At 74.0% G+C, this 24096-nt stretch carries 20 protein-coding genes; 14 read left to right on the top strand and 6 right to left on the bottom strand.

Annotation, left to right across the window (positions count from 1 at the left end):
• Positions 1-84: 84 nt before the first annotated feature.
• The 8 genes from NRK68_RS07635 (at position 85) to NRK68_RS07600 (ending at position 12786) form a co-directional block, all read left to right on the top strand.
• Entirely contained in the window at positions 85-2181 is a 2097-nt protein-coding gene (locus tag NRK68_RS07635; RefSeq protein ID WP_257855405.1) for a right-handed parallel beta-helix repeat-containing protein, read from the top strand.
• 359 nt (positions 2182-2540) lie between these two features.
• On the top strand, positions 2541-3362 hold the full coding sequence (locus NRK68_RS07630) for a cupredoxin domain-containing protein (protein ID WP_257857790.1): 822 nt from the start codon (positions 2541-2543) through the stop codon (positions 3360-3362).
• A gap of 358 nt (positions 3363-3720) precedes the next feature.
• Complete coding sequence (locus NRK68_RS07625) at positions 3721-5049, top strand: hypothetical protein (protein WP_373024409.1); 1329 nt, start codon at positions 3721-3723, stop codon at positions 5047-5049.
• Positions 5050-5091: 42 nt separating this feature from the next.
• A complete protein-coding gene (locus tag NRK68_RS07620; protein ID WP_257857788.1) occupies positions 5092-5712 on the top strand; it encodes a TetR/AcrR family transcriptional regulator in 621 nt (206 codons plus the stop codon).
• 492 nt (positions 5713-6204) lie between these two features.
• Complete coding sequence (locus NRK68_RS07615) at positions 6205-8403, top strand: molybdopterin-dependent oxidoreductase (protein WP_257855404.1); 2199 nt, start codon at positions 6205-6207, stop codon at positions 8401-8403.
• 73 nt (positions 8404-8476) lie between these two features.
• Entirely contained in the window at positions 8477-10021 is a 1545-nt protein-coding gene (locus NRK68_RS07610) for a CitMHS family transporter (protein WP_257855402.1), read from the top strand.
• Between the two features lie 96 nt (positions 10022-10117).
• Positions 10118-11530, top strand: a complete 1413-nt coding sequence (locus NRK68_RS07605) for an aldehyde dehydrogenase family protein (protein WP_257855401.1) — start codon at positions 10118-10120, stop codon at positions 11528-11530.
• 170 nt (positions 11531-11700) lie between these two features.
• On the top strand, positions 11701-12786 hold the full coding sequence (locus NRK68_RS07600; RefSeq protein WP_183069366.1) for a Zn-dependent alcohol dehydrogenase: 1086 nt from the start codon (positions 11701-11703) through the stop codon (positions 12784-12786).
• A 56-nt stretch (positions 12787-12842) separates the two neighbouring features.
• On the opposite strand, the gene NRK68_RS07595 is transcribed toward NRK68_RS07600, so the two are convergent.
• A complete protein-coding gene (locus NRK68_RS07595; RefSeq protein WP_257855400.1) occupies positions 12843-13580 on the bottom strand; it encodes a TetR/AcrR family transcriptional regulator in 738 nt (245 codons plus the stop codon).
• Between the two features lie 90 nt (positions 13581-13670).
• Between NRK68_RS07595 and NRK68_RS07590 the strand changes: the two genes are divergently transcribed.
• The 3 genes from NRK68_RS07590 (at position 13671) to NRK68_RS07580 (ending at position 15983) form a co-directional block, all read left to right on the top strand.
• Complete coding sequence (locus tag NRK68_RS07590; protein ID WP_183069368.1) at positions 13671-14822, top strand: acyl-CoA dehydrogenase family protein; 1152 nt, start codon at positions 13671-13673, stop codon at positions 14820-14822.
• A 141-nt stretch (positions 14823-14963) separates the two neighbouring features.
• Positions 14964-15251, top strand: a complete 288-nt coding sequence (locus NRK68_RS07585; RefSeq protein ID WP_030770220.1) for a YiaA/YiaB family inner membrane protein — start codon at positions 14964-14966, stop codon at positions 15249-15251.
• Between the two features lie 96 nt (positions 15252-15347).
• Positions 15348-15983 (top strand): TetR/AcrR family transcriptional regulator, encoded by a 636-nt coding sequence (locus NRK68_RS07580; RefSeq protein WP_183069369.1) that lies wholly within the window; start codon positions 15348-15350, stop codon positions 15981-15983.
• Between the two features lie 23 nt (positions 15984-16006).
• Here NRK68_RS07580 and NRK68_RS07575 read toward each other — a convergent pair whose 3' ends face one another.
• Entirely contained in the window at positions 16007-16468 is a 462-nt protein-coding gene (locus tag NRK68_RS07575) for a MaoC family dehydratase (RefSeq protein ID WP_183069370.1), read from the bottom strand.
• A gap of 104 nt (positions 16469-16572) precedes the next feature.
• Here NRK68_RS07575 and soxR point away from each other — a divergent pair, with 104 nt between their 5' ends.
• Complete coding sequence (gene soxR / locus NRK68_RS07570; protein WP_257855399.1) at positions 16573-17016, top strand: redox-sensitive transcriptional activator SoxR; 444 nt, start codon at positions 16573-16575, stop codon at positions 17014-17016.
• A 26-nt stretch (positions 17017-17042) separates the two neighbouring features.
• Here the strand turns inward: soxR and NRK68_RS07565 are convergent, their stop codons facing one another.
• The 4 genes from NRK68_RS07565 to NRK68_RS07550 all read right to left on the bottom strand — a co-directional run bounded on the left by NRK68_RS07565 (position 17043) and on the right by NRK68_RS07550 (position 21343).
• On the bottom strand, positions 17043-17837 hold the full coding sequence (locus NRK68_RS07565) for a 3-keto-5-aminohexanoate cleavage protein (protein WP_257855398.1): 795 nt from the start codon (positions 17835-17837) through the stop codon (positions 17043-17045).
• Complete coding sequence (locus tag NRK68_RS07560) at positions 17834-18415, bottom strand: hypothetical protein (protein WP_183069371.1); 582 nt, start codon at positions 18413-18415, stop codon at positions 17834-17836. Before NRK68_RS07560 ends, NRK68_RS07565 begins: the two co-directional genes overlap by 4 nt.
• Positions 18416-18510: 95 nt before the next feature.
• Positions 18511-19887 (bottom strand): serine-threonine protein kinase, encoded by a 1377-nt coding sequence (locus tag NRK68_RS07555; RefSeq protein ID WP_257855397.1) that lies wholly within the window; start codon positions 19885-19887, stop codon positions 18511-18513.
• Positions 19888-19978: 91 nt separating this feature from the next.
• Positions 19979-21343, bottom strand: a complete 1365-nt coding sequence (locus tag NRK68_RS07550) for an exo-beta-N-acetylmuramidase NamZ family protein (protein WP_257855395.1) — start codon at positions 21341-21343, stop codon at positions 19979-19981.
• Positions 21344-21467: 124 nt separating this feature from the next.
• Between NRK68_RS07550 and NRK68_RS07545 the strand changes: the two genes are divergently transcribed.
• Both NRK68_RS07545 and NRK68_RS07540 read left to right on the top strand, forming a co-directional pair.
• Positions 21468-22232 (top strand): SDR family oxidoreductase, encoded by a 765-nt coding sequence (locus NRK68_RS07545; protein WP_183069373.1) that lies wholly within the window; start codon positions 21468-21470, stop codon positions 22230-22232.
• Positions 22217-24058: an AMP-binding protein gene (locus NRK68_RS07540; protein WP_257855394.1), complete on the top strand. Its 1842-nt coding sequence runs from the start codon at positions 22217-22219 to the stop codon at positions 24056-24058. The genes NRK68_RS07545 and NRK68_RS07540 overlap by 16 nt, the downstream gene beginning before the upstream one ends.
• Positions 24059-24096 lie beyond the last annotated feature (38 nt).

The following is a 24096-nucleotide window of genomic DNA, read 5'->3' as shown; positions in this document are numbered from 1 at the left end:
AGGCCCGCAGGGTGGCCGGGCGGTGGCCGCGGATTCGCTCCCGGGGGGCTCACAAAAGATGAACATTGCTCTACTCTCACGCGCATGTCGTGGACCCGCAGGTTTCCTGCCGTGCCGGCGGCGCTCCTCGCCGCCCTTCTCGCGCTTCTGTCCCTCTTCGCCGCCGCGCCCGCCGCCCGCGCGCACGAAGAGCGCCCGGTCACCTTCCCGGACGGCTCCGGCTCTGTCCCGGAGTACCGCAAGGCCGACCCCGACCTCATCGTATGCAAGGCGGACCGGCCGGCCTTCGAACGCCGGATATCCGCCTTCCCCGAGGAGCTCAGGCAGCGCAACCTCGCCCTGTACGAGCGGTGCGCGGCGAGCGGCTACCGGCACCTCCAGGAAGCCGTCGACGCCGTGGACCGGCCCGGGATGAACATCGCGATCCTCCCCGGCCTCTACGAGGAGGAGCCCTCGCTGCCCAAGCCGACGGGGGAGTGCGCCGCGCTCAAGGCGCCCGACTCCGCACTCGGCTACCAGATCCTCTCCTACGAGCAGCAGGTGCGGTGCCGGCACAACCAGAACCTCGTCGCCATCCTCGGCAAGAAGAACCTGCAGATCGAGGGCACCGGCGCGTCACGGCTCGACGTGGTGATCGACGCCAAGTACCAGAAGCTGAACGCCATCCGCGCCGACAAGTCCGACGGCGTCTACTTCCGCAACTTCACCGCCCAGCGCACCACCTTCAACTCGCTGTACGTGCTCGCCGCCGACGGCTTCGTCATCGACGACGTGCTGACCCGCTGGAACGACGAGTACGGCTTCCTGACCTTCGCCAGCGACCACGGGCTCTACAAGAACTGCGAGTCCTACGGCAACGGCGACTCCGGCATCTACCCCGGCAGCGCCTCCAACATCAACGACGGCCGCGGCTACGAGGTCCCCCGCTACTCCATCGAGATCACCGGCTGCCGCAGCCACCACAACATGGTCGGCTACTCCGGCACCGCGGGCGACTCGGTGTGGGTGCACGACAACGAGTTCGACCACAACATGGGCGGCGCCTCGATGGACAGCGCCTTCCCCGGCCACCCCGGACTCCCGCAGAACCACGCCAAGTTCGAGCGGAACCTGATCCACGACAACAACCAGGACTACTACCGCCACGTCGCCGACGGAACCTGCGCCAAACCGCCGATCGAGCGCGGCTACGAGCGCGGCGTCGTCTGCCCCCAGATCAGCATGCCGCCGGGCACCGGCATCATCACGGCGGGCGGCAACTGGAACCTGTACGAGGGCAACTGGGTGTACGGGCACCAGCGCGCCGGCTTCTTCCTCAGCGCCGTCCCCGCCTTCATCCGCGGCGAGGAGGCGTGGTCGAAGCAGACCGACACCTCCCACCACAACCGCTACGCCGGCAACGTCCTCGGCAAGGACAAGTCCGGCGCCTCCCACCCCAACGGCATGGACGTCTGGTGGGACGGCCAGGGCAGCGGCAACTGCTGGCAGGACGGCCCCGACGGCTCCAGCCCCGGCACGGTCCCGCAATGCGGCGAGCGGCGGGGCGACGTCTCCGGTGCCTCGGCCCGCCTGGTCGGCGAGCCGGTCAAGCTGGTCCAGCTCCTCGTCTGCGCGGACTACAACGTCCAGGCACGCAAGCTCCCTGCGGGCTGCGACTGGTACGGCGCGCGCGGAGCGGAGCGGGTGGAGACCCAGCTCGCCCTGGCCGTGGCCGCGGTGCTGCTGCTGGTCGGCGGGGTGCTGTGGTGGCGCCGCCTGCGCGGCTCCCGCCTGGGCACGGTGGCCTCCCTGCTGGGCCTGGCCGGCCTGGCCCTCGACGTGGCCGGCTCCACCATGGCGCTGAACGCCACCTTCGTCCCGGCCCTCGCCCTCCTCCTGCTCGGCCTGTGGTGGACGGGAGCCGGCCTGGCGCTGCGCCCCACCCGCCCCTGGCTGGCGCGCCTGACCCTGCTGCTGGCCGGGCTCACCCTGCTGGACGCCTTCGACAAGGCGGTCCTGATGATCCCGTGGACCCCGCTGAGCCCGGCCTGGGTGCGGGCCCTGGTGGCCGTGGTCTGGGTCCTGTGGGCGGTCGTCGCCTCCGCCCGCCCGGCCACCGCCCCGGCCGCCGACGACCCCGAAGCCACCCGGCCGGCCCCGGCCCCGGCCCGGGCCCCCGGGCCCACGGGAGGCCAGCCGTGAGCGACGCCCGGCCCGATGCCCGACCTGACAACCGCCCCGACGCCCGATCCGACGCCGGGCCCGGCGCCCGGCCCGGCGTCCGAGCCGATGCCCGATTCGGCGCCCGGCCCGTTGCTCGGCCTGACGACCGGCCTGGCGGCCGATCCGGCGTCCGGCCCGTTGCTTGGCCCGAGGCCCGACCCGGCACCCGGCCCGAGGCCCGACCCGGCGGCCGATTCGATGCCCAGCCCGACGCTCGGCCCGAGGTCCGGCCCGATGGCCGGCCCGGCCCCCGGCCCGACGCTCGGATCCGGTGCGGCGCCTGCGGTACGCCGCCCACCGGGGCCCGCGGGCACCGCCGGGCCGCACGCACCGCGGCCCTGCTCGCCCTCGCCCTGCTCCTCGCGGGCGGCGCGGCGACGGGCTGCGGCGGGCGGGCCACCACCCACCACAAGCCCGGCACCAGCCATGAGCAGGCCTCCGGCAACGTCGGCACCCTGCTCACCACGGGCGACTCGGCCGGCCACAAGCTCCGCGAGGTACCGTCCCAGGGCGCCCCGGAGGTCCAACTGGCCCTCCGCCCGGACTCCGAGGACGGCTGGAACCTCCAGCTGAGCGTGAAGAACTTCCGCTTCACACCCGACAGCACCGGCGGCGCCGCTCTCCCGGGCGCCGGTCACGCCCACCTGGAACTCGACGGACGCAAGATCGCCAGGCTGTACGGCCCCTGGTTCCACCTGCCCGCGGCGCAGGTCCCCGACGGCGCGCACACCCTGACCGTCCGCCTCTACGCGGACGACCACACCGCCTGGGCGGTCTCCGGCAAACCCGTGGAGGGAACGGCGCAGCTCACCGCCCCCGCCCCGGGTTCGTCCGGCGGCCACAGCCACGGCGAAGCCCCGTCGCAGCCGCCTACGCCGGGCCAGGCGCAGGCGGAGGCGGACCGCACGGTCACCATCACCGTCCGGGACGGCAAGGTCAGCCCCGCCCCGGCCCGCACCGAGCTGCGGCGCGGCGAACGCATCGCCCTGCGCGTCACCAGCGACCGCGCGGACACCCTGCACGTCCACGGCTACGACAAGGAACTCGCCCTGCCGGCAGGCCAGGAGGCCACCCTGATCCTGACGGCCGACCGTACGGGCCTCTTCGAGGTCGAGACCCACGAGTCCCGCCTCGTCCTGACCCAACTCCTCGTCCGATGACCGCCCACCACCCCACGCCCATACCCCAAGCTCCGCCCAGCCCGCCGAGGCCGAGTGCCGGACCCTGTCCCAGCCGCAGCGCCGGTGCCGGGCCCAGGCTCAGTGCCGGCGCTGCGGCCGGGCGCAGCACCGGTGCTGGTGCCGTTTTGGTCGGGGGCGGGCCCGAGTCGGGGGCCGGTGGCGTGGTCGGGGCCGGGCCCAGGCTCGGTGCCGGGGCTGCCGGGGACAGTGCCGTTGCCGCGGCCGAGGGCGGCGCTGGGCCCGAGACCGGGCCCGAGACCGGGCCCGAGACCGGGCCCGGGGCGCAGGGACGCGCCGTCGGTGGTGCTCGGTGCTCGGAGGTGCGGTGGTGAGCCCGATCTCCTACGGTCACGGCCGGAGCGTGGTCGTTCACCCGGCCGAACCGTTCACCCCCCTCGCGCACGGAATCGGCTCCCAGCACGATCTGCCCATCTCTCCCTTCTACGCATTCGCCGGTGCCTTCGCCGCGCTGTTCGTCTCCTTCCTCGCACTCGGCCTGCTCTGGTCCACCTCCCGCTTCCGCGGAGAGGACTCGGGGCTCGCCCTGCCCGTCGCCCTCCAGCGGGTGGCCGACGCGCCGCCCACCCGAACCATCCTGCGCGCGCTGGGACTCGCCGCCGCGCTCCTCGTCCTGCTCCACCTCCTCCTCGGTCCCGACGACCCCGCTCACAACCCCGCTCCCGGCGCCGTCTACGTCCTCCTCTGGGTCGGACTCGTGCCCGCCTCCCTTCTCCTCGGCCCCGTATGGCGCCTGCTCAACCCGCTGCGCACCCTGCACCGCCTGCTCGCCCGGTCCCTGCGCCGCCCCCGTACCGGCAACCACCCCCTTCCCGCCCGGCTGGGGCTGTGGCCCGCCGCCGCCGGACTGCTCGGCTTCACATGGCTCGAACTCGTCTCTCCCGACCCCGCATCGACCACCACCCTCCTGATCGCACTCGCCGCCTACGCCACCGCCCAACTGCTGCTCGCCGCCCGCTACGGCGAGAGCTGGTTCGCGGACGGGGACGCCTTCGAGGCGTACTCCGCCCTTCTCGCCCGTCTCTCCCCCCTCGGCCGCCGCGGCGACGGCCGTCTCGTCCTGCGCAACCCCTTCCACGGACTCGACGCGACGCCCGAGCGGCCCGGACTCGTCGCCACCGTCTGCGTCCTGCTCGGCTCCACCGCCTACGACGGCTTCTCCGACAACCCCTCCTGGATCAACACCCTTCAGACCTCCCCCCTCGGCCGCACCCCCACGGCCACGCTCGGACTGCTCGGCTCCGTCGCCCTCGTCGCCACCCTCTACTGCCTGTGCGCGGCCGCCACCCGCCTCGTCAGCGGCCCGCACCCCGGCCCGCTGACCGCCTTCGCGCACTCACTCGTCCCCATCGCCCTCGGCTATCTCTTCGCCCACTACTTCTCCCTTCTGGTAGTCGAAGGACCACGCACAGTAAGCATGGCACTCGGCACTGACAACGCCCCCGAACCCGCGCCACCACTGGGTCCCGGCGGCCTCGCGGCCCTCCAGGTCATCGCCGTCGTCACCGGCCACGTCCTCGGTGTCGTCGCGGCCCACGACCGCTCCGTACGCCTCTTCCCGCCCGCGAAAGCGGTGGCCGGCCAACTGCCGCTGCTCACCCTGATGATCATTTACACGATCGGAGGTCTCAGCCTCCTGCTGAACTGAGAACTGAGGCCCCCGCCGGACCCGGAAACGAGGAGCGGCATGATGGACCCCGTGCCTCCCGCCCACTCCCTGCGCCGTACGCCGATCCAGCAGCGCAGCGCCGACCGGCTCGCCCGGATCCTCGACGCCTGCGCCGAACTGCTCGACGAGACCGGGTACGAGAACCTCACCACCCGCGCCGTCGCCCTGCGCGCCGGCGTACCGATCGGCTCCGTCTACCGCTTCTTCGGCAACAAGCGAGCCATGGCGATCGCCCTCGCGCACCGCAACCTGGACCGGTACGTCGACGGCATCGCGGACCGCCTCGCCGACCTTCCCGCCACCCACTGGCGGCCGGTGGTGGACGCCGTGCTGGACGAATACCTGGCGATGAAGCGGGGCGTGCCGGGCTTCGCGCTCGTCGACTTCGGCGTGCCCGCGCCGCCGGCCGACGACCTTGAGGGCGATCCCAACCACCAGGTCGCCACCCGCCTGACCGAACTCCTCTCCGCCCACCTCGGCCTGACCGCCGACGCCACCCTGGAACGGGCGGTTCTCGTCGCCGTCGAGGCCACCGACGCGCTGATCCAGCTGGCCTTCCGGACCGACCCGGCAGGGGACCCCGGCATCGTCGCCGAGACCCGCGCGATGATGCACGCCTACCTGGCCCGCGTACTGGACTGAACCCTTCCTCCGGCGCCCGCTGTGGCGCCCGCTCCGGCGGTCGCTGCGGCGGTCGCTGCGGCGGTCGCGCCTCCCTGGCCCGCTGCCCGCGGGCCGCCCGCCCCTCGTCGCCCGCCGTGGACGTGGCCGCCCCCCGAGGCGGCCGCCCTCGCCCGGTCAGCCGTCCCTCCCGGCGCCGCCCTCCCCGTCCCGGACCCCGCCCCCACCCCTCCCGGGCCCCCGCCTGCCCGGCCGGTTCATCCGCACCCGTCCCGGGCCTCGCCCGCCAGGCCTCCGCCCGCACCCGTCCCGGGCCCCCGCCCTGCCCGACCGGTTCCCCCCGTCCGGTCCTGCGCGCCCCTGCCTTCGCCGCACTCGTCCGGGCCCCAACGTGCCCCGGCCCCGCCGTGGATTCCGTGGAGTGGCATCGTTCGCTCCCTCGCCACCGTGCCTACCGGTCGGTATGCTCGGGCTTCCCGCGTCCGCGCCGCAGCCTGCCGCCCTGGAGGGCCCATGCCCCGCACCGCCCTGCGCATCTGCCCCCTGTGCGAAGCCACCTGCGGGCTCACCCTCACCGTCGAAGGCACCACGGTCACAGGCGCCCGCGGCGACCGGGACGACGTCTTCAGCCGTGGCTTCATCTGCCCGAAGGGCGCCGCCTTCGGGCAGATCGACGCCGACCCCGACCGGCTGCGCACCCCGCTCGTCCGCCGGGCCGGCCGGCTCCGGGAAGTCACCTGGGAGGAGGCCTACGACGCCATCGCCGCCGCCGTGCCCGAACTCGTCCGGGAGCACGGACCCCAGGCCGTCGGCGTGGTCCTCGGCAACCCGAACGTGCACACCATGGCCGGCGCGCTCTACCCGCCGCTGCTCGTCAAGTCCCTCGGCACCCGCAACCTCTTCACCGCCAGCACGCTCGACCAGATGCCCAAGCACGTCTCCAGCGGACTCCTCTTCGGGGACCCCCTGGCCATCCCGGTCCCCGACCTCGACCGCACCGATTTCCTGCTGCTGCTCGGCGCCAACCCGGTCGAGTCCAACGGCTCCCTCTGCACCGCCCCGGACTTCCCCGGCCGGCTCAAGGCCCTGCGCGCCCGTGGCGGCACCCTCGTCGTCGTCGACCCGCGCCGCACCCGGACCGCGGCCCTCGCGGACCGGCATCTCACGCCGCGTCCCGGCAGCGACGTGTTCCTGCTCGCCGCCCTCGCGCACACCCTGATCGCCGAGAAGCTCGCCGCTCCCGGGGCGCTGGAGGAACATGTCGAGGGACTCGGGGAACTCGGCGCCGCCCTCGGGAGTTTCACTCCTGAGGCCGTCGCCCCCGCCTGCGACCTCACGGCCGACGAGATACGTGGCCTCGCCCGCCAACTCGCCGCCGCACCCACCGCCGCCGTCTACGGACGGATCGGCAGCTGCACCGTCGAGCACGGCACGCTCGCCAGCTGGCTCGTCGACGTACTGAACATCCTCACCGGCAACCTCGACCGGCCCGGCGGAGCCCTCTTCCCGCTCTCCGCCACCGACCGCGCCCCCCGGCCGGCCGGTCCCGGCAGGGGGTTCGCGGTGGGCCGCTGGCACAGCCGGGTCAGCGGCCACCCCGAAGCGAAGAGCGAACTGCCCATCGCGGCCCTGGCCGAGGAGATCGAGACGCCGGGGGAGGGGCGCATCCGTACCCTGATCGCCATCGCCGCCAACCCCGTCCTCTCCGCACCCGACGGCGACCGCCTCGACCGGGCGCTGGCCGGCCTCGACTTCATGGTCTCGGTCGACCCGTACCTGAACGAGACCTCCCGCCACGCCCACGTCGTGCTGCCCCCGCCGCCGCCCGCGCAGAGCGCGCACTACGACTTCGCGTTCAACGCCTTCGCCGTACGCAACCAGGCCCGCTACTCGCCGCCCGCCATCCCCCTGGAGGAGGGGCGGATGGACGAGTGCGAGATCCACGCGCGCCTGATCCTCGCCGTGTCGGGGCTGCACGGAGCCCCGCCGGGAGCCGTCGACGAACGCGTCATCGGCGACACGCTCGCCCGGGCCGTCACCGACGTGCACTCGCCGCTGCACGGCGCCGACCCGGCCGAGCAGGCCCGCCGGCTGACCGGTCGCACCGGCCCGGAGCGGCGACTGGACATGATGCTGCGCCTCGGACCGTACGAGCTGGGCCTGGAGGACCTGCTGACGGCGCCGCACGGCATCGACCTGGGCCCGCTGCGCCCCCGGCTTCCGGACGTGCTGAGGACGCGCAGCGGCAGGATCGAGCTGCTCCCGGACCCGATCGCGGCCGAACTCCCCGGGCTGCGCGCGGCGCTCGCCGACCGCCCCGCAGCCCTGGTGCTCGTGGGCCGCCGCCACCTGCGGTCCAACAACAGCTGGTTGCATAACGTCCCGGCCCTCACCGGAGGTTCCAACCGCTGCACACTGCACGTCCACCCGCAGGACGCAGCCCGCCTCGGGCTCACCGACGGCGGGCGGGCCAGGGTCACCGCCGACGGCGGCAGCGTGGAGGTACCCGTCGAGGTCACCGACGCCGTCCGCGCGGGAGTGGTGAGCCTCCCGCACGGCTGGGGCCACGACCGCGCCGGCACCCGCCTGGGCGTGGCGTCCGCCGCGCCCGGAGTCAACGTCAACCAGCTCCTCGACGGCACCCGGATCGACCGGCTCTCCGGCACGGCCGTGCTCAACGCCTTCCCCGTCGAGCTGACACCCCTGCCCTGAGCTGGGGTTTTGCTCGTATTGCTCACGCTTCCACGTCTTGTTGGCCCCAGGAGGCGACGCCTACCTTCCCCCCATGCTGACCTTCCTCGGCTTCGCTATGATCGCGACCTTCCTGGTCCTGATCATGATGAAGAAAATGTCGCCCATCGCGGCGCTCGTCCTCATCCCCGCCCTGTTCTGCGTGTTCGCAGGCAAGGGCGCACACCTCGGCGACTACGTCATCGAAGGCGTCGGCAAGCTCGCACCGACCGCCGCCATGCTGATGTTCGCCATCGTCTACTTCGGCCTGATGATCGACGTCGGCCTCTTCGACCCGATCGTCCGGGGCACCCTGCGCTTCTGCAAGGCCGACCCGATGCGCGTCGTCGTCGGCACGGCCGTCCTCGCCGCGATCGTCTCGCTCGACGGCGACGGATCGACCACCTTCATGATCACGGTCTCCGCCATGTACCCGCTCTACAAGCGGCTCGGCCTCAGCCTGGTGGTCATGACGGGTGTCGCGGCCACGGCCAACGGTGTCATGAACACCCTGCCCTGGGGAGGTCCCACGGCCCGCGCCGCGACCGCCCTCAAGCTCGACGCCGCCGACATCTTCGTCCCGATGATCCCGGCCCTCGCGGTGGGCCTGCTCTTCGTGTTCGCCCTGGCGTATGTCCTCGGCCTGCGGGAGCGCCGGCGCCTCGGAGTGCTGGCGCTGCCCGGGCAGAAGGCACCCCGGGATGTCGCGGAAGCCGAGGAGGTCGAGCGGACCGAGCGGACCGAGCAGACCGAGCGGACCGAGCGGACCGAGCAGACCGAGCAGACCGAGAGTGTCGAGGGGGACCTGGTCGCAGCAGCCGCCGGGAGCGCCGCCCACAGCGGTTCCGCCGGTTCGGCCGCGCCGGGAGCGACCACCGGGCCGACGCCCGCCGCGACACCCCTCCCCACGCCCACCGCCGCCCCCGGCTCCGCGGCCGTGGCCGCCCCCGAGGACGGGTTCCAGGGCCTCGACCCCGACCGGGCCACCCTGCGCCCCCGCCTCTACTGGTTCAACGCCGGTCTCACCGTCGCCCTCCTCGCCGCGATGATCATGGAGTTGCTGCCCATCCCGGTGCTGTTCCTGCTCGGCGCCGCCCTCGCCCTCACCGTCAACTTCCCGCACATGCCCGACCAGAAGGCCAGGCTCGCCGCCCACGCCGACAACGTCCTCAACGTCGCCGGCATGGTCTTCGCCGCCGCCGTCTTCACCGGAGTCCTCACCGGCACCGGCATGGTCAAGCACATGGCCGACTGGCTGGTCGGAGCCATCCCCGAGGGCATGGGCCCGCACATGGCACTCGTCACCGGTCTGCTCAGCCTGCCGCTCACCTACTTCATGTCCAACGACGGCTTCTACTTCGGCGTCCTGCCCGTCCTGGCCGAGGCCGGCGCCGCCCACGGCGTGTCCCCGCTCGAGATCGCCCGCGCCTCCCTCGTCGGCCAGGCGCTGCACATGTCCAGCCCGCTGGTTCCGGCCGTCTACGTCCTGGTCGGCATGGCCCGCGTCGAGTTCGGCGACCACACCCGGTTCACCGTCAAGTGGGCGGCCCTCACCTCGCTCGTCGTCCTCGCGGCAGGGATGCTTTTCGGCATCATCTGACCCGGCCGTACCCTGGCCGCCAAAAACTACCGACGCTAGTTTGTAGGGTGACGGAGAGGTCGGACCACGCGCACCTGCGTACTCGGGAGGAATGCCATGAAGGCCCAGGACGGGATGTACATCGACGGCGCATGGCGGCCCGCCGTCGGCCCCGGCCGGATCGACGTCGTCAACCCGGCCGACGGCCAGGTCATCGCCCAGGTCCCGGCCGGCACCGAGGAGGATGTGGACGCCGCCGTACGCGCGGCCCGTGCGGCCCTGCCCGGCTGGGCGGCCACGCCGCCGGCCGAGCGGGCGGCCCTGATCGGCGCACTCCGCGACGCCCTGCAGGACCGCAAGGGGGAGCTGACCGAGACGGTCACCGCCGAACTCGGCGCCCCGCTCCCCTTCGCCAAGGCCGTCCACGTCGGAGCGTCGATCGCCGTGGTCTCCACCTACGTCGACCTCGCCGCCTCGTACGCCTTCGAGGAGCGCATCGGCAACTCCACCGTCCTGCTGGAACCGGTCGGCGTGGTCGGGGCCATCACGCCCTGGAACTACCCGCTGTACCAAGTCGTTGCAAAGGTGGCACCCGCTCTCGCCGCCGGCTGCACCCTCGTCCTCAAGCCGGCGGAGGACACCCCGCTGACCGCGCAGCTCTTCGCCGAGGCCGTGCACGAGGCGGGGATCCCGGCCGGAGTCTTCAACCTGGTGACCGGTACGGGCCCGGTCGCGGGCCAGGCACTGGCCGCCCACGAGGGAGTCGACTTCGTCTCCTTCACCGGCTCGACCGCCGTCGGCAAGCAGGTCGGCGCCACGGCCGGCGCCGCGGTCAAGCGCGTCGCCCTCGAACTGGGCGGCAAGTCGGCGAACGTCATCCTGCCCGGGGCCGACCTTCCCAGGGCCGTCGCGGCCGGCGTCGGCCACGTCATGAACAACACCGGTCAGAGCTGCAACGCGCTCACCCGGATGCTCGTCCACCGGGACCGGTACGAGGAGGCCGTCTCGCTCGCGGTCGCCGCCGTCGCCGACCACCCCACCGGCGACCCCCGTACGGAGGGCACCCGCGTCGGCCCCGTCGTCAACGCCAAGCAGCACGAACGCGTCCGCGGCTTCATCGCCAAGGGCGTGGAGGAGGGCGCGCGCCTGGTCGTGGGCGGCCCGGACGCGCCGTACGAAAAGGGGTACTTCATCGCCCCGACCGTGTTCGCCGACGTGACCCCCGACATGACCATCGCCCAGGAGGAGATCTTCGGGCCGGTGCTGTCGATCCTCGCGTACGAGGACGAGGAGGAGGCCCTGCGCATCGCCAACGGCACGGTCTACGGCCTGGGCGGCGCCGTGTGGGCCGCGGACGAGGAGACGGCCGTCGCCTTCGCGCGCCGCATGGACACCGGGCAGGTGGACATCAACGGCGGCCGCTACAACATCCTCGCGCCCTTCGGCGGCCACAAGCAGTCGGGCGTCGGCCGTGAGCTGGGCCCTCATGGTCTGGCGGAGTACCTTCAGACCAAGTCCCTGCAGTTCTGAACCAGTTCTGAAGCAGTTCTGAACCAGTAGCAGCCGCAGCACCCGCTGCAACCCGCAGTGGTACCACTCGCCCCCGCCGCACCGGCTGCCCCCGCCGCATCGGCTGCACCCGCTGCACCCGCCGCATCCGCACGCTCCCGCCCCCGTACCGGAAAGTCGAGACGACGACCATGGTCCGCGCCGCCATCCTGCCCGCCGTCGGAGCACCGCTGGAGATCAGGGAGATCGTGCTGCCCGATCCCGGGCCCCGGCAGGTCCGTGTCCGGCTGACCGCGGCCGGCGTCTGCCACTCCGACCTCTCCCTCACCAACGGCACCATGCGGGTCCCCGTGCCCGCCGTCCTCGGCCACGAGGGCGCGGGCACGGTCCTCGCTGTCGGCGAGGGCGTCACGCACGTCGCCCCAGGCGACGGCGTGGTGCTCAACTGGGCCCCGTCCTGCGGGACCTGCCACCACTGCACCATCGGCGAGGTCTGGCTGTGCGCCACCGCGCTCGCCGGGGTCGGGAACGTCCACGCACACGACGTCGATGGCACCGCACTGCACCCCGGGCTGAACGTGGCCGCGTTCGCCGAGGAGACAGTCGTCGCGGCCGACTGCGTGCTGCCCGCACCCGCGGGGATCCCGCTCACCGAGGCAGCGCTGCTCGGCTGCGCCGTCCTCACCGGCTACGGGGCCGTCCACCACAGTGCCCAGGTCCGCCCGGGCGAGTCGGTGGCCGTCTTCGGCGCCGGCGGGGTCGGCCTGGCCGCGCTCCAGGCGGCCCGGATCGCACAGGCGGGCCCGGTGATCGCCGTCGACGTGTCACCGGCCAAGGAGGAACTGGCGCGCGCGGCCGGTGCCACCGAGTTCGTGCTCGCCTCGGACACCACCGCCCGGGAGATCCGTGCGCTCACCGGCGGGCGGGGCGCGGACGTCGCCGTCGAGTGCGTCGGCCGGGCCGAGACCATCCGCGGGGCGTGGGAGTCGACCCGCCGCGGCGGCCGCACCACGGTCGTCGGCATCGGCGGCAAGGAACAGCAGGTCACCTTCCACGCCCTGGAGATCTTCCACTTCGCCCGCACCCTCACCGGCTGTGTCTACGGCAACAGCGACCCCGCCCGCGACCTCCCTGTGATCGCCGAGCACGTCCGCGCAGGCCGCCTCGACCTGGGCGCCCTGGTGACCGACCGGATCACTCTCGACGACATCCCGGCCGCCTTCGACGCGATGCTGGCCGGCAAGGGCGGCCGCTCCCTCGTCGTCTTCGGCCAGTGACCTGAGTCGGAGACGCACCAGCCGTACGGCCGGCACCGTGCGGCGGCTGCGCCGTGTCAGGCGGGCCGTTCCCCGCGCCGCAGCGTCTCGTACTGGAGGGCCAGGCCGTCCAGCAGTGCCTCCAGGCCCGTCTCGAACGCGCCCTCGTCCACCTCGCGCTGCCGCTCGGCCAGCAGGTGCGCCTGGCCCAGGTGCGGGTAGTCCGCCGGGTCGTACGCCGCGCGGTCGTCGACGAACCCCCGGGCGAAGGAACCCACCGCCGAGCCCAGGATGAAGTACCGCATCAGTGCGCCGATCCGCGTCGCATGCGCCGCCGGCCACCCGGCCGCGGTCATCGCACCGAACACCGCGTCGGCCACCCGCAGGCCCGCCGGGCGGCGCCCGGGTCCGCGCGCCAGCACCGGCACGATGTTGGGGTGGTCGGCCAGGGCGTCCCGGTACGAGTGCGCCCACGCCTGCAGGGCGCCCCGCCAGTCCTGCCCGCCCCCGCCTCCGGCCTCGCCCCCGCCTCCGCCCTCGCCCCCGTCCCCGGCCCCGCCCCCGCCCCCGGCGTCGCCGCCGGCCCCGACGCCTTCGAACATGGACAGATCGACACGCGAACTCACCGCGTCCGCCACCGCGTCGAGGATCTCGTCCTTGGTGCGGAAGTGGTTGTAGAGCGAGGGCCCGCTGACCCCGAGCGCGGCCGCCAGCCGCCGGGTCGACACCGCCTCCAGCCCCTCCGCGTCGACCAGTGCCCCGGCCGCCTCGACGATGCGGTCCCGGCTGAGAAGGGGCTTGCGCGGTCTGGCCATGCGCCACATAGTAAGCCTGCCCGCCAAAAACTACCGGTGCTAGTTAAAACCGCGCCGGCCCCACCCGCCATCCGCCTGGAGGAGGTCCCGGTGAATCTGGAGCTGAGCGAGGAGCAGAGTGCCGTACGCCGGCTCGCCCGCGAGTTCGCCGAGCGCGAGATCGTCCCGTACGCCGCCGAGTGGGACCGCGCCGAGAGCGTGGACCGGGCCGTCGTGAAGAAGCTGGCCGCGCTCGGCTTCCTCGGCCTGACCGTCCCCGAGGAGTACGGCGGCTCCGGCGGCGACCACCTCTCCTACGTCCTGGTCACCGAAGAGCTCGGCCGCGCCGACTCCGCCGTGCGCGGGATCGTCTCCGTCTCCCTCGGCCTGGTCGCCAAGACCGTCGCCGCCTGGGGGAACGAGGAGCAGAAGCGCACCTGGCTGCCCCGCCTGTGCTCCGGCGACGCGCTCGGCTGCTTCGGGCTGACCGAGCCCGGCACCGGCTCCGACGCCGCGAACCTCGCCACCCGCGCCGTGCGCGAGGGGGACTCGTACGTCCTCCACGGGACCAAGATGTTCATCAGCAACGGCACCTGGGCCGATGTCGCGCTGCTGTTCGCCCGCACCGGCGAGGAGCCGGGCCACCGCGGTGTCTCCGCCTTCCTCGTCCCCACCGACACCCCCGGCCTGACGCGCCGCGAGATCCACGGCAAGCTCGGCCTGCGCGGGCAGCCCACCGCCGAACTCGTCCTCGACGGCGTCCGCGTGCCCGCCTCCGCACTGCTCGGCCCGCCGGGCAAGGGCTTCTCGGTGGCCATGTCCGCCCTCGCCAAGGGCCGCATGTCGGTCGCCGCCGGCTGTGTCGGTATCGCGCAGGCCGCCCTGGACGCGGCCGTCTCCTACGCCGCCCACCGCGAGCAGTTCGGCAAGCCCATCGCCCAGCACCAGCTGGTCCAGGAGCTGATCGCGGACATCTCCGTCGACGTGGACGCGGCCCGGCTGCTGACCTGGCGCGTCGCGGACCTCATCGACCGCGGACAGCCCTTCGCCACCGAGTCCTCCACCGCCAAGCTGTTCGCCTCCGAGGCCGCCGTGCGCGCCGCGAACAACGCCCTCCAGGTGCACGGTGGTTACGGATACATCGACGAATACCCGCCGGGGAAGCTGCTGCGCGACGCCCGCGTGGCAACCCTGTACGAGGGCACCAGCCAGATCCAGAAGCTCCTCATCGGCCGCGCCCGCACCGGGGTGTCCGCCTTCTAGCCACCCGCCCCCCGCCCCGCCGCCCCCGCCCCCCCGGCCCGCCGCCCCCGCCCCCGCTCCCCACGCGGGTGAGTACCGGTGCCACCGCTATGAGTACGCGTGCGGATGTGCACCGCCGAGCCGCGCCCCGATGCTCGACGCATGAACGAGACACCGGTCAAGCAGCAGAGCACGGGGGCGTACTACGGACAGGCCGTCGCCTCCTTCGCCATCGCCCTCATCGCCGTGGCCGTGGGGATCTACCGACTGGAGGCGGACGGCTGGGTCCGTGCCTTCCTCGGGATCGCGGTCCTCTACCTCACCACCTCGGCCTTCACCCTCGCCAAGGTGATCCGCGACCGGCAGGAGGTCACGCAGATCGTCAGCCGGGTGGATCAGGCGAGAATGGAGAAGATCATGGCCGAGTACGACCCCTTCGCGCCGAAGTAGTCGGCGCGGCCGGTCAGGCCCGGCCGAGAACGCTAAGCGCTTGCTCACCCTCCGTGTAGGGTGTTCACTCCCGAACGGTGAAGAGGTGAGTGAGCGATGGGCAGCGCGGAGGACACGGCCGACGGCTACCGACCGTGGTCCGAGGTCACCCCGGACGCCGCACGGCGGCTGCTCGTCGCCGCCGTCGACGCCTTCGCCGAGCGCGGCTACCACGCCACCACCACCCGCGACATCGCCGGCCGTGCCGGCATGAGCCCGGCCGCGCTCTACATCCACTACAAGACCAAGGAAGAGCTGCTCCACCGGATCAGCCGGATCGGGCACGACAAGGCGCTGGAGATCCTCACGGTCGCCGCCGACGGCCCGGGCTGCGCCGCCGAGCGCCTCGACGCGGCCGTGCGGTCCTTCGTACTGTGGCACGCCGCGCACCACACCACCGCGCGCGTGGTCCAGTACGAACTCGACGCCCTCGCCCCGGAGCACCGCTCCGAGATCGTGGCCCTGCGCCGGCGGAGCGACGCCGCGGTGCGCCGCATTCTCGCCGACGGTGTCGCGGCGGGGGAGTTCGACGTCCCCGACGTGCCGGGCACCACCCTCGCCGTGCTGTCGCTGTGCATCGACGTGGCCCGCTGGTTCAGCGCGGCCGGACAGCGCACGCCCGACGAGGTCGGCGCGCTCTACGCCGACCTCGTGCTCCGCATGGTGGGCGCGCGGCCGCGCCCTCGGAAGTAGTTGCGAAGTAGTTCAGAAGTGGTTCAGAAGTAGTAGCGGGACACCGACTCCGCCACGCACACCGGCTTCTCGCCGCCCTCGCGTTCCACCGTGACGGTCGCCGTGACCTGTACGCCGCCACCCGCCTCCGCCACCTCAGTGATCACGGCGGTGGCGCGCAGCCGTGAGCCGACCGGCACGGTCGCCGGGAAACGGACCTTGTTCGTACCGTAGTTGAGGCCCATGCGCATGCCCTCGACCCGCATGACCTGCGGCACCAGGCTGGGCAGCAGCGACAGCGTCAGGTAGCCGTGCGCGATGGTGACGCCGAAGGGTCCGGTCGCGGCGCGCTCCGGGTCCACGTGGATCCACTGGTGGTCGCCGGTCGCGTCCGCGAAGAGGTCGATCCGCTTCTGGTCCACCTCCAGCCACCCGCTGGGGCCGAGCGGTTCGCCGATCCCGGCGTGCAGTTCCTCGGCGGACGTGAAGACCCTCGGCTCGGCCATGCCTGTTCCTGTCTCTCGCGGAGTACTGACGGACGAATAAGCGCTTGCTCAGCATGCTGGGACCGTATGTGTATGTCAACGGACCTCCGACTACCCTCGGCCGGGTGCCGCAGATTCCCGAGCAAATCCACGAACTCACCGTCGGTCAGCTGTCCGCCCGCAGCGGCGCGGCCGTCTCGGCGCTCCACTTCTACGAGTCCAAGGGCCTGATCAGCAGCCGCCGCACGAGCGGCAACCAGCGCCGCTACACCCGTGACGCGCTGCGCCGGGTGGCCTTCGTACGCGCGGCCCAGCGGGTGGGCATCCCGCTCGCCAGCATCCGTGAGGCACTGGCCCAGCTCCCCGAGGAGCGCACCCCCAACCGCGAGGACTGGGCCCGTCTTTCCGAGGCCTGGCGCACCGAGCTCGACGAACGCATCGGCCGGCTCGCCCGTCTGCGCGACCACCTGACGGACTGCATCGGCTGCGGCTGCCTCTCGATGGAGACCTGCGCCCTGTCCAACCCGGACGACGTCTTCGGCGCACGGCTCACCGGCTCGCGCCTGTAGAGGGTGTCCGGCGTGCGTCAGCCGGTTCACCCCTCCCGCGGCAGCAGTTCCCGGGCCGCCGCGACCAGTTGGGCGTTGGACCGGGCCGGCCGCCCGTCCGGCAGGTGCAGCACGTCCCCTACGCCGGTGCGCGCGGCCGTGCCGCACCGGGCGGCCAGCCGCAGCGTCGGCCAGGAGGCCCCGTCCCGCCCGAAGAGCAGCACCCCTCCCGGCGGCGGCTCGCGCCACCCGGCCGGCAGCCCCGCCCGGGCAACCGCCTCGGTCGGTCGCCCGGGCCCGGCGCGGAAGGTGTCCGTCCGGGGGCCGGTGATCTCCGCGGCCACGCGGACCCCGTCGGCGCCGGCGCCCGGGATCCGCGTCAGCCAGGACCGGAGCCGCTCCAGCGGCTCGGGGCCGGCCGGGCCGGCCAGCGGCACCACCGCGTCCACCGCGACCCCCCGCTCCAGCAGGGCCAGAGCCAGTGCGGCCGCCCCCGGCTCCGCGAAGTGCACCACCGCGCGGTCCGGCAGTACCGTCCACGCCCGGATCCGTGCCCGCCGCTCCGCCGGATCCGGCTCCGCCCCGATGCTCGCCGGCACCGTCAGAGGTACGCCCACCCCCGCGCCCCGCAGCACCTCCAGCAGCGGCCCGACCACCCGCGGCGAAAGGCTCTCCCGCCCGCACGGCGTCCGCGGGTGCACCAGCACCTCGGCCGCCCCGGCGGCGACCGCCCCCACCGCCGACTCCGCCAGGTCCTGCGGCGACATCGGCACGGCGGGCCCGTCGGCGGCACCGCGCGAACCGTTGAGCGACACCACGGCCGGCCGGGCCGCCGTTCTCACGCCGCGCCCGCCGCGGGGAAGTCCGCCAGAGCCGGTCTCGGCACCACGATCCCGCAGCCCGCGCACACCGGTCCGTCCCAGGCCGGCGCCCCCTCCCAGGGGCCCACCGGTGCCACCTCCGGCCACCGCAGCTCGGTGTCCCCGCACACCGGGCACGCCGTCCCCGGCTCCGACTCCAGCGCCCGGACCAGCCGCCGCAGCACCTCGCCCAGCGCGCCTTCCGGCCGCACCCACGGGTCCGCGCAGCGCACCACCGCGTCCCCGCTCCCGCCCCACGCCCACTCCGGCCGGCGCAGCCCGTGGTGCTTCTCCCGCCGACGCCGCTCCGCGAACTGGCGCTCGTACTCCAGCCAGACCCTCCGCGCGTCCTCCAGTTCCTCCAGCGCGGCGACCAGCCGCAACGGGTCGGCCCCCCGGTCCTCGGGGGCGATCCCGTGCCGGTCGCACAGGTGCCACCAGGTGGCCCGGTGCCCGTAGGGCGCGAACCGCTCCAGGCAGCGGCGCAGCGAGTGGCGCCGCAGGGCCCGGTCATTGCGCGCGTCGCGCACCTGGTAGGCCAGACTCCGGAATCCCGCCATCACGCCATCACCTCCGCCGATGTGCCCAACATGCCCGGCCGGGAGCGGGCGCATGCGGGGGCGGACGAGGCGTGCGGGTGGCACATGGCCGGAAGTCAGCGCCCCATACGTCCCGCGGACACCACCACCCGGGCCAGTTCCTCATGGCAGATGTCGCTGTGCGCCCCCGAGGGAGCGCCGCCGCGCCGCACCACGGAGCCCGCGTCCACGCTGACGCAACCGGCCGCGGGAACCCCCTCGCGCAGGACGGTGTCGAGGCTCAGCCGCGGCGCCCCCGGCACCGCCCGGACCCCGTCGTGCCCGATCGCGCCCCAGCGTTCGTCGAATCCGAGCAGACCGGCCGAATCACCCGCCATCCGGGACGCCAGCGGATAGAAGACCCTGAGGGCCGAGTCGTGCGGGGAATGGCAGGCCACCACCGGTCCGTCGACCTTCCGGTGCAGGCCGCGCAGGGCCCCGCCGCGGCCCTTGTCGTGCGGCAGCCGGTCGGCGAATGCGTAATGGGAGAAGGCGCCCTGGAGCAGGGTCACGGACCGCACGTACCGGGCCCCGTCCGGCACGGCGCGCAGCGAGAAGGACACCACCCGCGCCCCGAAGCTGTGCCCGATCAGGTGGAAGCGCACGGCCGGACGGTCCGCCGCCAGCTCCGCCAGTACCGGGCCCAGCCCCCGCTCACCGACCACGCCCGCCCGCTTCTTCATCTTGTAGTACGCCGCCTGGCGCAGCAGTTCCTTGGCGCCGCCCCACAGGCCGCGCAGGCCGCCGCCGGCCGTGAGCCCCGCCCCCTCGGCGGCAGCGCCGGCGTCGGCGCCTGCTCCGGCCGCGGCCTCGGCTCCCGCGCCCGCCTCTGCGCCGGCCCTGGCCAGGGCCAGTGTGAGGGCCCGGCAGACCTCCAGCACGTCGTCCGTGAAGATCGCGGGGACCGCCGGCGCGACCGCCGCGTGCACGGCGTCCACCCCGGCGAGCTCCCGCACGAGCGCGCCGAACTCGATGAAGGCGGCAGCCGACTCCGGCCGCTCCGCCAGCAGCTCCGCGAGCCGGTCCAGCTCCGCGCCCCGCCCCGGCCAGAACTCCCCGAGCGCCTGCCGGGTGAGGGGGTCCAGCGCGCAGCCGTGGCCCGGCTCCGCGAGGGCCCCGGCCGCCTCGAAGTCGGGTATCGGCTCGTCGGAGAACCGCATCGACGGCCACACGACACCCACGTACCCCAGCCGCACCCCCGGCCCCACCAACGCGGGGAAGGGCGCGAAGAACCGGTCGTAGAGCCGGGTCGCCGTGGACCGGTCGCTGTTCCAGCCGTGCGCGAAGACGAGCACGTCCGTCGCCTCCATCCGGGCCACCGCCCCCTGCGAGGCGCGGTCCACGTCCCCTTCGGAGTCGAAGGTCAGCTCCGCGTACGGCGCCACCCCGATCCCGATCCCCGTCCTGCTCCCGGCCCCTGTCCCGAAGCCGAATCCGCCACCGACGTTCGCCATGACGTCCCCCCTCCACGCCGTCCACGCCGTGCCTGGTGCAGTCAGCATCCTGCTGCGGCGCCCGCCCGGCCAGCCCCCCGGCGCGGCCGGCTCAGGGGTAGAGCAGGTACCGCGCGCGCACCGCCTCGAAGCGGGCCAGCCCCGCCGCCCAGTCGTCCGCGACCTCCTCCACCCCGGCGCCCGCGTCGATCAGCTTCCGCACCCGGTCCGAGCCGGTCAGCCGGTCGATCCAGTGGTCCGGGCGCCAGCCGAAGCCGCTCCACACCCGGCGCGCGGTGACCAGCAGCCCGATGCCCGCCCGTACCGGGTCAAAGGCCTCCCGGTCGTGCACGATCAGCCGGACCCCGCCGCAGACCTTCCCCATGTGCTTGGAGAAGGTCGGGGTGAAGTAGGCCTCCCGGAACCAGACCCCGGGCAGGCCCAGCGCGTTCGCCGCCTCCGCCCACCGCCGGTCGATCCCCTCCGCCCCGAGCACCTCGAAGGGGGTGGTCGTGCCACGCCCCTCGGAGAGGTTCGTCCCCTCGAACAGGCAGGTGCCGGCGTACGCGAGGGCCGTGTCCGGTGTCGGCATGTTCGGGCTCGGCGGCACCCAGGGCAGGCCGGTCTCCCCGAAGAACGACCCGCGCCGCCACCCGGACATCCCCACCGTGGTCAGCCTGACCGGGGCGGCTCCCAGGAACTCGCCGTTGAACAGCCGCGCCAGCTCGGCCGCGGTCATACCGTGCGCGAGCGCGATCGGCTCCCGGCCCACGAAGCCGGCGTACGGCCGCTCCAGCACCGGGCCCGCCGCCCGCCGGCCGCCCACCGGATTGGGCCGGTCCAGGACGACCACCGCCTTGCCGGCGAGGGCGGCCGCGCGCATGCAGTCGTAGAGGGTCCAGATGTAGGTGTAGAAGCGCGCCCCCACGTCCTGGATGTCGAAGACGACGGTGTCGATCCCGGCCGCCGTGAACACATCGGCGAGCCGCTGCCCGCTCTTGCCGTACGTGTCGTACACGGGCAGTCCGGTCGCAGGGTCCCGCGAGGCACCCTCGGAGTCCCCGGCCTGGGCCGTCCCGCGGAAGCCGTGCTCGGGCCCGAACACCGCAACGAGGTCGACGCGTTCGTCCGCGTGCAGCACGTCGACGAGGTGCCGGGCGTCCGGGGTGATCCCGGTGGGGTTGGTGACCACCCCGACCCTCTGTCCGGCCAGGACGGCGTACCCGTCCGCGGCGAGCCGCTCGAAGCCGGTGCGCACCCGGCCCGCCGCCCGCGGCGCGGCCGCCCCGGCGGCCCCTGCCGTCCCGGAGGTCCCGACCGTCCCCTTGGCTCCCGCCGTCCCGATCGTCTCCGCAGTCCCGGCAGTCCCGGCAGTCCGGGCAGTCCCGGCCGGACCGGCTGCGCCCAGGGCGCCCATCGCGCCCGCCGATCCCACGGCACCTGCCAGCCCCAGCACCCCGCGTCGCGACAGCGTCATCCCGACACGCTACGGGCCGGGCCCCTTCCGCCCCGACATACCGACTGGTTAGTCTGCCCAGATCCGGAACCCGGCCGCCCCGGCCGCCCCCGGCCGCCCAGGCCCGTACGAGAGGTGTGATCCCGTGAGCGCGTACCAGGACCAGCGAGTCGTCGTCACCGGCGCGGGCGGCGGCATCGGCGCCGCGCTCGCCCACCGCTTCGCGGCGGAGGGCGCCACGGTCGTCGTCAACGACCTCGACCCGGCCCGGGCCGCCGAGGTCGCGGGCGCCATCGGCGACCGGGCGATCCCGCTGCCGGGCGACGCCTCGCAGATCGTCGCCGGGGCCCGCGAAGCCCTCGGCGGGACCGTCGACGTCTACTGCGCCAACGCCGGACTCGCCTCGGGCGGCGGGGCCGACGCCGAGGAGGCCGTCTGGGAAGCGGCCTGGAGCGTCAACGTCATGGCCCACGTCCGGGCCGCCCGGCTGCTGCTGCCCGACTGGCTGGAGCGGGGGACCGGCCGCTTCGTCTCCACCGTCTCCGCCGCGGGACTGCTCAGCATGATCGGGGCCGCCCCGTACAGTGTCACCAAGCACGGTGCGCTCGCCTTCGCGGAATGGCTCTCGCTGACCTACCGGCACCGCGGTGTCCAGGTCCACGCCATCTGCCCGCAGGGAGTGCGCACCGACATGCTGACCGCCGCGGGCTCGGCGGGCGAACTCGTCCTCGCGCCGACCGCGATCGAGCCGGAAGCGGTCGCGGACGCGCTGTTCGACGGCATGGAGAAGGGCCGCTTCTTGATCCTCCCGCACCCCGAGGTCGCCGACTACTACGCGGTCCGCGCCACCGACCCGGACCACTGGCTGAGCGGTATGAACCACCTCCAGCAGACATGGGAGACCAGGTGACCTCCGCCGACGGCCCGGGCCCGCGCTCCACTCCTGCTCCGGCCTCCGCCGACGGGCCGGGCCCGCCCTCCACTCCCGCTTCGGCCTCCGCCGACGGCTCCCGCTACGCCGCCCGGCCCTGGCGCGGACTGCTCTCCCCGGTCCAGCTGGCGCCCGTCGCGCCGCCGCCGACCGTCCTGCACGCCTTCCGCGCGGCCGTCGCCCGTGCCCCCCAACGCACCGCGCTCGCCTACTTCGACGGCCGGATCGGCTACGCCGAGGCCGACGCCTACTCCGACTCCGTCGCCGGACACCTCGCGGCGCACGGCATCCGCCACGGCGACCGGGTCGCGGTCATGCTCCAGAACACCCCGCACTTCGTGCTCGCCGTCCTCGGCGCCTGGAAGGCCGGGGCCGTCGTCGTCCCCCTCAACCCCATGTACAAGTCCGGCGAGGTCGGCCACGCGCTGCACGACTCCGGGGCCGCCGCGCTCGTGTGCGACGGCCGCGCCTGGACGGCGTACCTGCGGGAAGCCGTGCGGGGGACGGCCGTACGGGCCGTGCTGACCGCATCGGACCGGGACCTCCAGACCCGCGACGACCCGCGCGTCTTCGGCCCGGCGCCCGGCCCGGCGGGCCCCTCCATACCGCACCAGCCGACCGGGCCCGCGGACGCCGACGCCGCCGGGTCCGCGGACGCCGACGCCGGGCCCGCGGGCCCCCACACCGCCGACCTTCTCACCGTGGCCCGTGCCCGGCGCCCCGCCCCGGACGGCCCCGGCCTCACCGCCGCCGACACCGCCCTCATCAGCTACACCTCCGGCACCAGCGGCACCCCCAAGGGCGCGATGAACCCGCACGGCGCGCTCACCTACAACGCCGTACGCCAGGTCACCGCCCACCCCATCGCCGAGGGCGCCGGTTACTTCGCCCTCGCGCCCCTCTTCCACATCACCGGCATGGTCTGCGAGCTCACGGCCTGCTTCGTCAACGCCGGCACCCTCGTCCTCGCCCACCGCTTCGACGCCGGCGCCGTCCTCGACGCCTTCCTGGAACACCGCCCCGCCTACGCCGTCGGCCCGGCCACCGCCTTCATGGCTCTGGCCGCCCACCCCGCCGCCACCCCGGACCACTTCGCCTCCTTCCAGGTGCTCTCCTCCGGCGGCGCCCCGCTCCCGCCCGCGCTCGTCGAGCGCCTGCGCACGGCCTTCGGCTTCTACCTCCGCAACGGCTACGGCCTCACCGAGTGCACCGCCCCGTGCGCCAGCGTGCCCGTGCACCTCGAAGCCCCCGTCGACCCCGCCTCCGGCACCCTCTCCGTGGGCCTGCCCGGCACCGACACGGTCGTCCGCATCCTCGACGAGCAGGGGGCCGAGCTGCCCTTCGGCCGGACCGGCGAGATCGCCGTCCGCGGCCCCCAGGTCGTACCCGGCTACTGGGGCCTGCCCGCCGAGACCGCCGAGGCCTTCCCGGACGGCGAACTGCGCACCGGGGACGTCGGCTTCATGGACGCGGACGGCTGGCTCTACGTCGTCGACCGCAAGAAGGACATGATCAGCGCGTCCGGCTTCAAGGTCTGGCCGCGCGAGGTCGAGGACGTGCTCTACACCCACCCCGCCGTCCGCGAGGCGGCGGTGGTCGGCGTCCCCGACCCGTACCGCGGGGAGACCGTGAAGGCGTACGTGAGCCTGCGCCCCGGCGCCTCGGCCGAGCCGGAGGAGCTCGCGGCCCACTGCGCAGAGCGCATCGCCGCGTACAAATACCCGCGTCAGGTCGAGATCCTGCCTGTCCTTCCGAAGACGACCAGTGGCAAGATCCTGCGACGAGAACTGCGCGACCGCGGCTGAAAACATTCGGACGGTCGTACAGCTGGTCGCACCGGCCA

Source organism: Streptomyces yangpuensis (genome assembly GCF_024666385.1).
Lineage (GTDB): Bacteria > Actinomycetota > Actinomycetes > Streptomycetales > Streptomycetaceae > Streptomyces > Streptomyces yangpuensis.
This window is presented reverse-complemented; position numbering and strand designations above follow the sequence as displayed.